At 46.0% G+C, this 13,049-nt stretch carries 9 protein-coding genes; 2 read left to right on the forward strand and 7 right to left on the reverse strand.

All coding sequences use genetic code 11. From position 1 onward, the window contains the following. The 5 genes from L0156_17595 to L0156_17615 form a co-directional block, all read right to left on the reverse strand. A partial coding sequence (locus L0156_17595; protein MCI0604805.1) for a hypothetical protein occupies positions 1–653 on the reverse strand: 653 nt, incomplete at its 3' end. Next, positions 650–2,347 carry a carbohydrate binding domain-containing protein gene (locus L0156_17600; GenBank protein ID MCI0604806.1) on the reverse strand — a complete coding sequence of 566 codons (1,698 nt, stop codon included), beginning with the start codon at positions 2,345–2,347 and terminating at the stop codon, positions 650–652. The genes L0156_17600 and L0156_17595, both read right to left, overlap by 4 nt. A gap of 130 nt (positions 2,348–2,477) precedes the next feature. After that, a complete protein-coding gene (locus tag L0156_17605; GenBank protein MCI0604807.1) occupies positions 2,478–4,376 on the reverse strand; it encodes a hypothetical protein in 1,899 nt (632 codons plus the stop codon). Continuing rightward, on the reverse strand, positions 4,373–6,274 hold the full coding sequence (locus L0156_17610) for a hypothetical protein (GenBank protein ID MCI0604808.1): 1,902 nt from the start codon (positions 6,272–6,274) through the stop codon (positions 4,373–4,375). The genes L0156_17605 and L0156_17610 overlap by 4 nt, the downstream gene beginning before the upstream one ends. An 11-nt stretch (positions 6,275–6,285) precedes the next feature. Further along, on the reverse strand, positions 6,286–8,130 hold the full coding sequence (locus tag L0156_17615) for a hypothetical protein (GenBank protein ID MCI0604809.1): 1,845 nt from the start codon (positions 8,128–8,130) through the stop codon (positions 6,286–6,288). Between the two features lie 48 nt (positions 8,131–8,178). Here L0156_17615 and L0156_17620 point away from each other — a divergent pair, with 48 nt between their 5' ends. Next, entirely contained in the window at positions 8,179–9,918 is a 1,740-nt protein-coding gene (locus tag L0156_17620) for a carbohydrate binding domain-containing protein (GenBank protein MCI0604810.1), read from the forward strand. Here L0156_17620 and L0156_17625 read toward each other — a convergent pair. Beyond that, positions 9,887–11,839: a hypothetical protein gene (locus L0156_17625; protein MCI0604811.1), complete on the reverse strand. Its 1,953-nt coding sequence runs from the start codon at positions 11,837–11,839 to the stop codon at positions 9,887–9,889. The genes L0156_17620 and L0156_17625 overlap by 32 nt on opposite strands. 70 nt (positions 11,840–11,909) lie before the next feature. On the opposite strand from L0156_17625, the gene L0156_17630 reads away from it, so the two are divergent. Then, complete coding sequence (locus tag L0156_17630; GenBank protein ID MCI0604812.1) at positions 11,910–12,626, forward strand: transaldolase; 717 nt, start codon at positions 11,910–11,912, stop codon at positions 12,624–12,626. A gap of 44 nt (positions 12,627–12,670) precedes the next feature. Here L0156_17630 and L0156_17635 read toward each other — a convergent pair. Continuing rightward, positions 12,671–13,049 (reverse strand): Wzt carbohydrate-binding domain-containing protein (locus tag L0156_17635; protein MCI0604813.1); only part of this gene is annotated, 379 nt, incomplete at its 5' end.

Genomic DNA, 13,049 nt, shown 5'->3' on the forward strand with positions numbered 1-13,049 from the left:
GCAACAGGATAGAGCTTCAGGATTGCACTCAGAAAGATCAATCCGTAAGAAGCAACCGAGGTCGCGGCTCCTCGATTCATCAAAGCAATGGACCAAGCAAGCAGAACAAAGATCAGGATATCGGCATTTCCCCGCTCAACGCCTAGTATGACCGCGGGCGAGCAAGCAAGAATCCCATAAAGCAAAGCCTCGACATAATTCAGACGTTGAATCAAACGCAAGAAAGTTATGAAAAAGATCAGAGCCAGGCCAAATCCCAGAAAAGCGCTGTGATTCCGGTTGAATCCCAATTCGGCCGGAAGGAGCCAAATGCGCGGATACATAAAAAGCCGTTCCAAGGGATCGCAGGGATTTTCCAGATAAACGTTGTACTTCAGCTGATTGCATTCGCCGCACGACAGAACGTGGTAAAGATCTCCGAACGAAATCGGCTCATTTGTTAGGGGCCAACTAGTTTGTAAAACACCGCGGGACGCCCATGTGTCGTACGGGCTGGAGGAAATTGCAATTGTCAAAAAGTACACCGCTAACAGAATGACAAGAAAGATTCTGCCATCTAATTTTGACTCTTTGGCCAAAGCGGAAGAAAACAGAATGAAAACACGAGGGTACCGTGCGTCAATCGAGGATCTATAGGGAGAAACTGTCATCATTGGATGACCTGCTTTGGCCTTTCTAGAAATTTCCACAACTCTCTCGCTGCGATCGAATGAGCAATATGATTGGGATGGTTATCCAGCAATGGATGCACAAGCAAATCCTGGACTTTGTGTTTTTCATAAAGGGGCTTTCCTAAATCAAGTACTGGTACTTTGGTGCTCTCCAGACCCCTTGTGACAGTCCGGATCAACATATTCCATACCTGTCCGTTATACGTGTCACCGGCGTAGTCAGGATCATTACGAAAAATCACCACAAGAAGCCGTGCTTCCTGTTTCCGAACGTCAGAAGCGAGTTGGATAATTTCATCCACGCATCCCGAAAAATCTGGAAAGGGAGGCCGGTACCAATATTCCTGTACTTTTCCCCAGGATTTAAATAACAGTTCTAATCTTCCGGGTGGCCGGTTAATGTAGCCTTTGCGTTCCTGATCGATCAACGACATATCGTCATCCGAATTCATGACGAGCAGGACAATGTCCGGCTCGTACACATAGCCCGATAATTCATAAAAGCGTCGTTCTTCTTTTGTGTCGCAATTCCTGGCACCGCAGTTGATGACCTCATAAGTAAACTGTGATTCGGATGATCGTTCTCTATGATTCAGGAGGCGTTGAAGCTGACTGGAAAATGTGTCTTCTTCATGAACACCAATACCCAGTGTCTTGGAATCTCCCAAAATCAAAATACGCCGCGTTTGAGACGGTTTCGGAATCGCAATATCCGGGCCGCGGCATCCGAGCGAGTTAAACCGATAACTGACAAAATGCCGCTTTCCAGAAACGGAGGGTTCAATGAGTGAACCATCAGCTTCACTGCGAAGATGAAGAGAGGAGACCTCAATGGGAATGCTGTTATCACCGACATCAAAATGGATGCGCGCGTTCGAGTCAGCTGAAGTCGGAGTGAACTCTTTTTGAAACTCCTGCCATTCAGGTGTTAACTGAATCGTTTCATACAAACCCAGACCCTCCCAAGGTTCGTGGTTCATAGCAAAACCAAGAGAGATGGCGCGGTTTGTAACGGCTCTCGCGCGAAATTTGAGTCTATAGCGATGCTTTGACTGCACCTTAAAAGGTGACTGATTCAGTTGTATATCGAAAGCGTTTTTCGTTTCGACTCGTGTAATCGAAATTCTTACAGCATCTTGATCGCCGGGAAGTGAAACAACACTGGCCGTACTGCCCCCAGCTGTGCGAAGCCACCAACGAGGATCCTCGGTGTGAAAGTAATTTCCTGGATTGTCCGGATAAATCGTCTTCATCTCCGAATGAGACGAATGCGTAACCGTTGTCGATAATGCAGCGGTCGTTGATTGCTTCTGAAACTGCAATATCAATTCATAAATGAAGATTGCGGCCATCAGACCAAACGAAAAAAACACAGCCTTTCCGGAAAGAGTTGTTGCGAGTGTTAGCAGAACCGACAAAATGATTCCGGCATGAAGCAACAAGATCGACACGGCAAGCATTCTCGGATGTGTCGGGGATTGTGAAATCAGTTGCAGAAGAAAAGCGCCAAGCTGTATGCAATAAAAGGTGAATACAGGGATGAATGGACGCCTGCCCTGTCCCGTAAGATATCGTATTGAGAAAAAAAGATTCACCACGGCAATGCCGATAGCGATCGCATTGTAAATGGTCCGAGAAGGATCAAACAGGAAGAAAAATGCCTGAAGCACGCACACGACGATTGTGCATATGGCTACGATTCTTGGCAGGTCGCTTCCCCTGATACCGCCTCCCGACCCTCTTAATCCTTCCCTAGTGGACTAACTGCCCTATGATAGCACGCCCGTTGAAAGTTGAGGGCAGTCTTTATTTCATTTTTGAGTCATGCGGCTCATTTTCTACCCACATGACAAATAGGGTGATCAGAGCCGAACAAACGGGCCAATAAGTGTATCGATAATCGGCACCGGGAGCTACAAAAAAGTATGAAAATAGATACAGCAGCGCGGAAAGGGACAGGGCGCCGGCTGCCATGATTCTTTTCCTGATCGAGAAGATAAGAATCGACAAAGATGTAATCAGGTAAGTTACAGTCTGAAAGGCGAGGCTCACATTCCCACGAACCCAATCTCCATATTTTAAGTAAACTTTTGCTGGAAAATCTTCTCCCATCAAAAGCGGCCGTCTACTGGAATTCCAGGACGCCGGTTCCTGATAGTTATAAAGCCAGGGGTCGACAGCGAGAAGAAAATACTTGAATACAGTCCACCGATGGAGCAAATAGGCTTTTGGTTCTTCAAGAATCGCTCTCACCCATTGATTCTTTAGCTGACTTGCTACTTGCGAATCCGTGCTTAAAAAAGGTTGCTCAATCCAGGTAGTTGCGTTCGAATCCAGCTTGCTGAATTTCTTCATGAGCTGGTCCAATCTTTCCTTGGTTAAATAATTTTCTGGAAAATAATTACGCCCGGTGATGTCATAAATCGACATTAAGTCATGGGCCATGATCACCTGAAAAACATAGCTCCTCCGCGCCATAAGTATGTTGTACGTAAGATAACTGCTACCCAGAAAAAACAGAGCGGCTGTCACCAGAGAACAGAAAGCAGCGTTTCGTTTGGATGTGAAACACAGCAGAAAGAGAAACAACAGAGGCACTACGGCAGTCACCGAATTCAATCTGGCTGAAGCAGCATAAAAAACCAGCACGAGGATAAAGAGTAATCCTAGTTTGTTCAGTTTGCCGGTTGTCCGCCAAAAGTACCATAACGAGAAAGCGAGAAGGAGAGAAAAAGCAAAGGAAACGTCCTTGATGATGTAGAAGAATATACAGGAAACAACCGGTAGCAAGACTGCCAGCAACGGGAGAAAGAAGTTCTTCTTGCCTTTGATTGCTGCAACCAGCGAGAGCAGGAAGGTTGAAAAACAGAGCATTCCAGTATGTAAAAGAAACATTCCTCCCGGTCCTTCAACGATTCTGTTTGTAATTGACCATAGCGCTGCCAGAATGGGAGGATGCCAGTCGTTGAACTCAAACCGGACGGCTTGCGCGTATTGATCCACCGAATCATCGGTCATTACACCTGGATAGAACCCCCACACGAAAATTCCAAAAATGAAAACGATAGCGATCATCCGGTATTTCCGTCGCTTCTCGATTCTGAAGCTAACGGTTGGGGGAATGAAACGAGCCGACGGCATGCGGCGATAGATCGGATATAGAGCCGTTGAAAAGAGAATCAACAACAAAGCATTTTTTGAGAAATGCTTCACAAACGTGGAAAGCGCCGGCAGCAAAGAACTCTTCTTTTCTGTCGTTCCATCAATCAGCGGAACCATTTCCGTAGATGGATCGTCGCGGAATAAATCGAAATTCCTTTTCTTTCCATTTACTTCACATTCCATTCTGCCCGAGTAAGGTGTCTGACTGAACTCCAATCTTATCGTCTTGCGAGAATGTCCGGTAAGGCGAAGTTCCGCGGGCTGATTTCGTGTGGAGATAAAGATTCCCTGATGTATCTCCCATCCAGCAGATTTTTCAACGTGAAACCCATGACGCATTAATTCAGCGACATCCGGATGTGCCATCCAGACAACCGGTGCTTTCGAATCTTTCGCTTTATCACCGGTGGCGGTTATCGAGATTACGGAGAAATATTCAGGGGACAGATCCTGTGTCAGCAGCGTAAAGAAAAATGCAGCAATTATTGAAAAAGGGAGAACAGATCGCAGGGAGCGAAGTTGTTTCCTCAGATGGAAACTCATTTTTTGCGTTCCATCCAGAGAACAAGAAGCGACAGCAATGTTGCCAGAACCGACCAGTAGACGTACCGAAAATGTACACCGGGCGCAACTATGAAATAAGAAGTAAGGTAGAGCAAGGAGGAGGCATTCAGGGCTCCAGCAGCAAGGGATTTTTTGCGGATTGCGATCACCAGGAGAATACAACTTCCAAAAAGATAAGTCAGTGCCTCAAATAGAAAGCCATATTGTGTGAACGTCCATGTTACGAATTTTGTGTGGAGTTTTCCGAGCGCAGTTTCTTCCAGCAAGGGCCTCGGAGGACCTGAGATCGCACTTTGTGGAGGTACGCTCACTGGAAACATGCAAAATACTGTCCCCCCAAAATTGCTTAGAAAGTTCTTGAACAAGATCCAACGATGCGTCAGGTACGCGGCGGGGTTCTGCCGGATGGCTGTGAACCATTGATTCTCAAGGATGGAGATCAGACGACCTTCGTAATAGAGCGGAAATCCATAGAATGCCGTTGGATCGGAGGTCCGGTGGTCAAATTGTCTCATGAGGTTATTCAATGTTTCTTTCTTTATGTATTCGTCCGGTAAGTAATTCTTGCCCGTAATCTCATAGATCCCCATCAAATCATGTCCCATGATGACCTGATAAGCGTATTCTCTGGTAGCGCGAAAGAGAGTATAAACAACAAAATGATTCGCCAGAAGAAAAAACAGACAGATGGCAGGCGCAATCAGAAGTGCCTTCTTTCGGGAAGTGTAGTCAAGCAGAAAAAGAAAAATCAAAGGTAGAATGGCTGGCAGAGCATTGTATCTTACAGCCGACGAATAAAAGAGAAGAAGCAGAATCAGCGCGAGTTTCGGGATCGATATTGTTTCCTTCGAACGCCAGTAGTACCATAACGAAAAAGCAAATAGTAAGGACATCGTGAAGGAAACATCTTTCACGACTGCGAAAGAAATGCAGGAAACAACAGGCAGGAAAATCAAGATCAACGGAACAAAAAAGAGCTTCTTCTTTTTCCAAAGAGCCACCCGGGAAAGAAGATAAAAAGAGCACACTGCCATCAACAGATGAAGGATCAACATCCCTCCTGGTCCTTCAATGATTCTGTCGCTCAATGACCATAAAATTGACATCATTGGAGGATGCCAGTCGCCAAAGCTGAAGGCGCGAGCGTTGAAGTATTGATCGTAGGAATCAACGTACATGACGCCAGGATAGAAAGCGGCAAGGAACAACATAAGAATTGCAGTTGAGCCGGTGAGTAACAATTCGTTTGCATGGATATTCGCGTCTGGGAGTGTGGCGGTCAGAGTTTGAAAACCGAACGCAAAAACCAGAAGCAAACACAGATATTTTGCAGTTGATAACAAAAATGCAAGCCCGACAGTGAGGATGGCGCCTTTGCTCATATTCAAATCACGAGGGAAGATGAATTCTTTTCCAGGGTCGGATTGAAATAGATCGACAACTTTTCTGGAACCGCTTGCTTCTATTACGATTTCTCCTGAATACGGAGTTTTGAAAAACTCAAGAGCTTTCTGAAGCGAGAATGGTCCTTCCAACGTCAGTTCTGCAGGTTGGTTCCGGTTGGAGATCAGAAGGTCATTTTTTGTTTCCCAACCAATCGATTTGCGAATATCAAAGTCCTGTTGTTGAAGATAGCCGATTGTAGGAGATGCAAGCCAGGCTACTGCTGCTTGCGCTTCGCTGGACTTTTTTTGTCCTGTGGCGGTAATGGATATTTTCGCAAAAAATTTGGGCGAGAGGTCGAGTACTACAATTGTGAAGAAGAATGCAGCTACGAGTGCTAAGGGTAGCATTTGCCGGACTCGCAACAAATCCCTGCGCAAGTGAAGTTTCAATTCTTCTTTAAGTTGATCCAATTGACTGGAGTTTGGATTCATGAAACTCAATCTCAGGACCACGGTCCTTTCCGCAACACCCAGTAGATCAGATGGCCGAAAGAGTACATCAGTGTTACCACTTTTAGAAAGAACACCGGGCGGCCTGTCCAGATTCCTTCAAGGTTTTTCAATTCCCTGCCAATAAGTACCAGCAAAGGTGGAACGAGACAATAGGACAGGCGCGTTCTGTAGATTCCGATCAAAAAAAGAAAAGGGACAGCTGAAGCATAGTAAATCCAGAAGGCGATCCGTAATTCCTGAGGTATGGGATTTGAAGTTTTGGACTGTGCTTGGTATCTATAACGAAAAGCCATCAGACAAATCAAAATAAAAACAGGCACAGACATCACCTGAATGAGGGTCAGGCTGAAATCTCCGATATTCTTCACAAAAGCGACTTTAAAAGCGTCAAAATCCAACACAATATCCATAGCCCAGGTGAATAATCTACCTTCAACCACTTCTGCGTCGTAAAAGCGGCCAGTGGAAAGTACGACAATCATTCTCCATAGCAGAATGGGAACGTAAAACGTAACGGGCATCAGAAACGCAGCGAATTTTTGTTTGCTCTTGAGAAGCACCAGCAGCATGGCTCCAAGGACCACCGAGCCAAAACCAGGATAGGCAAGCGCACAAACCCCGATGACGCCACCGATCAACAGAAAGTGACGTAATCGTAATGTATCGAGACGCTGGAGCATCCCCCAGTAAAGCATAAGAGAGAGGATGGGAATGACGAGATTGAAGACCTGCAAATGAGGAGTCCAAAAAAAAGCTTTTGTTACTTCGTTCGCTGTAAAGATTGTTAAAGGTAACAGCAGCAACCAATCGAATGAGAGCTTGCATTCCACCAATTGAAAAAAAATCAGGATGGAGACCGTTAGCACGATTGCGTTGAGAATTGCATAACCGATAACTTCGGGAAAGTAATAGGCTAACGGATTAAAAACAGCGGCAATCCACTCCGAACGGAATGGACGAAAGGGAAGAGACAATAGGAAACCAAGAGCCGAGTAGAGCGGACGGCCTTGAAATCTCTGATGTTTTTCCGTAAACATCAACCGTGGATCTCTGCCGAGGTCCAGAAAGTCCCAGGAATCGATGTTGATCGTCAAGTGAAGCGGTCCTCGAATATCGTATAAAATGACATCTCCCGTTGTGATCAGGCTTTCCGGAGCCCGAGGCGAAATTAGAAACAGAACATTTACTGTAATTACCAGACAACCAATCAGAAAAGCAGGGCGCAGATATTTAAAGTGAATGACTCTCAGGAAAACAAGAAAGCATGTCAACAGAAAAAAGTTTCTAATCAATTTCATCAAAAAACCGGAGAGCGTATGACTCAGTTGCCTGTGATTGACTGACAGATAACGGTTGAGAGGAAAAGGTTTCATGCCTTGACTGGGCTGAAACAGATCGACGATTTTAGGCTCCCCGTTCGTTTCAATCTCGACCAGTCCCGAATAGGGTGTTGAAGAGAATTGAAGAGTTTGATCCAAAAAAAAATAACCTGTGAGTTGCAGTTCGGCCGGGTGAGTCTTTGTTGAGACCAGAAACCGTTCTTTTTGTTCCCAACCCTGTGATTTTTGAACAATTAACTCTTGAGAATTGATCTGAGTCAGGTCTGGCGACATCAACCATACAACAACCGCCCTCGCATGTTCAGAACCTTTCCGTCCGGTCGCGGTGATTTCGATTTGGGCGAAATGCCCTGGAAAGAGAAAGAAAACGAATCCGGTAAATAGGAACGCGACCGCTAGCGAAACGATCAGGATCCCCTTCATCTCCCTGATCTCTTTTAACAAAACAGGACAGAGATCCTCTTTTAACCAGGTCGAATGTGCGCCGATCAGCATTGCATTCCTGGTTATTTTCCCACAATTCCATGCTATCATCCGTGTCTCATGGATGAAGTTACAAATCGAAAGATCGTGTACTTCGCCAATACAGCTGTCGTAACAGTTATTTCTATCTCCTTCCTGCAAGGAATATTTTTTGGCCTGACTGGCCGTTGGAGTTTTTACAACCTTGCCGCAATTGGTCTCGCTTCTGCCAGTATTTTTTTTGGATTGAAATTCTATTTCAAACGGAGTACTGAACTACTGGCGCGGATCATTTTGCTCTACAGTGCTCAATTCCTCTTTTTTGTCCTTAAATTAATCGATACGGAACCAAGCTCTGCCCCGAGGCTGCTTGAAGTTGCATTGATATTATTGCATGCTGCCGCCATTCTTTCCGCATTGATCTCCCGTCTGAATCCTCCTGCTTGGCCGAAGTTGATGTTGGCTTGCAGCAGTGTTGTCGCGTTGATCCTTATCTGTGAAATTGTCTTGCCCTCTCCGGTGATCACACCTATCAAGCAGGCCACCTCTGGCGAATGGAATGCTGTGACAATACCGCATCCAACGTTGGAAACAGTGTATCGTCCGGGTTCCACCTTTAAGGATTATTATCTTGAAAACCCCGGCGGTTATTTCAAAAAAGAGAACAGCAGGCAGAATCAATGGTGGTTTCGCAAAGGCGGAAATTCTCAAGCGGAAGCTGTCTATTCCACCGACACACCGGGCCTGGTGCGCATCAATATTGAAAACACCGGGAACAGCACGCCTTACGACATTCAGCTAAACTTGACTCACCTGAGGGTTGAATCGCAACACAAATATCGTGTGCGTTTTCGCGGTCGTGCCGATCGTCCGCGCAAAATTCTCGTTGGGTTTTCCAGATCGCATGAACCCTGGACCGGTCTCGGGTTATATCAGGAAGTCGAATTGAAACCGGAATGGAGAGATTTTCAAATCGATTTTACAGCAACAGACGCGGACGGAAATGCGCGAATACACTTCGATGTGGCGCAGAGCGACATACCGGTGGAATTTTCGGATGTGCAATTGATCAGCATGCCGGATGGAAAACCCATTGAATCTGAACAGAAGTACTTCATTGAATACCGTTTCAATGCCTTCGGTTGCCGCGGTCCGGATTATGACATTCCGAAGCCTTCCGGAATCCGTCGCATTCTGGTGCTCGGAGATGTTTATGCTTTGGGTTCCGGCGTGAATGAGGAAGATACATTCGCCGCAAAAATGCAAAGTGCATTGAAGGAAAAGTATGACGTGATCAATTGCGGTGTAGATGAATACGGAGCGCAGCAAACTCGATTGTTTTACAAGTTTTATGCAAGCAGGTACGAGCCGGATCTTGTGATTCTTACCCTGACAAAAAACGCAAACAGAACGGTTCTGGTGAAACTGAACGAGAGAGGTCCGTTATTCTTCACATGGGCAAGGTTCTGGAAAACGATTCACCCGTATGATTTTTCCGATTGTGCTGATGAAATCCTGCAATTCAATCGGCGTCTTAGCAATGACGGTTCGCGATTGGCTGTGGTTTCCTTTCGGAACAACTCCGATTATTCAGGCTCAACTCAGCAGGGAAAAGAATGGAACGAATTAACTCGCACCGTTTCGAGGGAATTGCAAAATACAAAAATACCTTTCCTTGATCTTGCAAAGGCCCTTCACGATAAACACTCCGATCGAGATCTAATGGTATTGCCGCACGTCGATCGTCATCCCAATCAAACAGCTCATTCGATTGCCTCTCAGCAAATACTCAGCTTCCTGAAAGAACAGGGTTTGCTTTAGGCTCCTTTTCCATCCAAAGCACTATCAATGCAAGGCCAGTTGCAAATACAGACCAGTACGTATAGCGGTAGCAGCCGGCCGGCGCAAAGAAGAAGTACGGAATCACATAGAGGAGGGAGGATGCCGCTAAAACACCTGGGACTCTTTTCCGCCACCACACAGAAACGAACAACAGGATACCGGACAAAAGAACATAGGAGAATGCTTCAAACAGGAATTGAACGTTGCGGTATAACCAGAGCACATAGCCGGAATGAACTTTTCCCAGGTTGGTTTCTTTCAACAACGGGGGAGGCATGCTTCTTAAAATGGGTGGCCGCGATTCGCCTACAGTGGTTGTCGGAGTCCATCCATCCGCATCATACAGGAAACTTTCGAATAGTATCCAACGATGAGTCAGATAAGCGGCAGGTCTATTAAAGATAGCCTTGATCCAGTTTCTTCGTAGCTTTTCAAGAATGCGCAGATCTCGTGAAATATACGTTTCTTTCCATTCGATGAGAGTCGTAGGATCCAGACTTTTGTGGTCAAAACTGAGCATCAACCTATCGAGCTTTTCCTTTTTTAAATAGCTATCCGGAAAATAGTTCTCTTTCGTTATCGCATAAATGCCCATCAGATCGTGGGCCATGATTGTCTGAGAGACGTGACGTTTGAATGTATTGAGAATTCTATACACGAACACCTGATTCACAAGAAAAAAGAATATTCCGAGAGCAACGGAAAGAAGGATTCCCTTTTTTGGAGTCGTCAAATCTACAAGAAAAAGGAAAACCAGCGGAACGGCGGCAGCAATTGCAGTATGTCTCACTGCCGATCCGTAAAATACAAGCGCGAAGATCAACAGCAATTTCGGTTTATCCAGTTTGCCTGTTCCCCGCCAGAAATACCACAAAGAGAAAGCCAGAAGAAAAAACAGCGCCATGGAAATGTCGGTCATCTGCACAAAAAGCAGAATGGAAACCATGGGCAAAAAAATCATGATCATCGGAAGTGGAAAAAACTTCTTCCCTCTTAGAAGTGCGACCTGTGAAAGGAGATAAAAGGAGTAAACCGCGATGGACAGGTGAAGCAGGAACAATCCTCCGGGACCCCGTATGACTTTATCCGTGAATGACCAGAGTACGGCCATCATTGGTGAATGCCAGTCTTGAAACTCATGCGAGAGCGCCTGCATGTACATCAAATAGGAATCAAGCATCATGATGCCGGGGTAGAAGGAAAACACCAGTAGCGAAAAGGTTGCGAGACTTAACAGGATCAAATACTTATGTTGCAAAACAATTCGTTTTTGATCGGTTGCAATCACGACAGCATTCATAGATTGAGGCGCAGGAAGCTTTGCATAAATTGGAAGCATTGCAGCGCAGACTAGGATGAAAAGTAAAAGATATTCCGCAAACTGGCGGGCGAACGCTGCAACAGGGCGGGCGACCGATCCGTTGTTTTCCAAAAAGTGAGGCAGTTCGATCACTTCCATTGACTGATTTTTATCGAATAGATTAATCGTTTTCTTAATTCCATTAATCTCCAGTTCTACTGCTCCCGAGTAGGGAGTTTTGATAAGTACGATCCTTCTGACTCTTGAGTCACCCCGCAACGCCAGTTCGGCAGGCTGGTTACGTCTTGAGATAAAGATCAGGTTGTCCTTGATTTCCCACCCTGGAGACTTGTAAACATCAAAATCCTGTTGCCGCAATTCACCGATGGTTGGATGCCTGATCCATGCAACCGCCGCCATTGCTTCTTCAGACAGTTTCTCTCCGGTTGCAGTAATGCCGATGTCTGTTACATATCTCCGGGATAAATCGACGTTAAAGGTTGCGCAGAGAAGCGCCATGACGAGTGATAAAGGAAGGACCCGTTTAAGAGAAAAAAGAGTGGAGCAAAGAGACTCTTGAAGCTTCACCAGATCGTTCATTCACGCAGATTTTACAGCAAAATAGTTTTGCGTTGCGCAATTCGCCGAACTTGGAGTAAGCTCAATAACGATGAAGCTTCCTGCCTCAATCAAGACGAAAATCTTCGCCGATGGCGCGGATAAATCCGGGATGCTCGAAATGGCCCGCCATGATTGGATCAAAGGTTTCACAACGAACCCAACGTTGATGCGAAAGGTTGGTGTCGGGGACTACGAAACATTTGCGCATGAGGTGCTGGAAGTCATCACGGATCGTCCCATTTCATTTGAAGTCATCTCCGATGATTTTGAAGAGATGGAAAAGCAGGCGCGAAGGATAGCAAATTGGGCGGAAAACGTTTACGTAAAAATTCCCGTAACGAATACACGGAGGAATCCGGCGACAGAGCTAATTCGACGCCTTTCACATGACGGAATCAAGGTGAACGTTACCGCAATATTGACCCTCGAGCAGATTGTTACAGTGAGCGAAGCACTCGAAGGTGGCAGCCCCGCCTACGTTTCCCTGTTTGCAGGACGAGTGGCCGATACCGGCCGCGATCCCGTTCCGATAATGAAAGCAGCAGTAGAATCGCTCAGGAAATATTCCAACATCGAATTGATTTGGGCGAGCCCGCGAGAGTTGCTGAATTTGTTTCAGGCTTCCGCCATTGGGTGCCACATCCTCACTGCCACAACCGACATCCTGAAAAAGTTGGAGTTGATCGGAAAGGATTTGAACGAGCTGTCTCTCGAGACGGTCAAAATGTTTTACGATGACGCAACCAAAGCCGGCTACCACCTTTGATTTATTTCTTTGCATCTTAGGTCTTAGGTCTTAGCGTCTTTGCGTTAAGTCTTAGCGTCTTTGCGTGGTTTGCTCCATACCGGTCGAACAGAAACAATCCCCGCGACGTTGGGGACATCCCCTACAATACGGAACGGATGCATTTGCCAGTGATAGTCATAGATGCAGTGCCAGTCGGGTGGATAAATTCCGACATTCGCGTAGTAGTGTCCTGGCAGCAGCGGTAAATTAGGAATGTGGCACTGAAATTTCGAGTTTCCGTTCCAGGTGTCTGTGATGGAACGGATGGAAGGAATGTTCACTTCAAGACATTTGACGTTACTCTCATTAAAGATTGCTACTGCCAGAGCAAAATCGGAAAGCTGCTTGATCAGCTGTACATCCATTTCAATGATCAATCCAGCATCGCTTTCAACACTCCGA

Source organism: bacterium, assembly GCA_022616075.1.
Taxonomy (GTDB): Bacteria; Acidobacteriota; HRBIN11; order JAKEFK01; family JAKEFK01; genus JAKEFK01.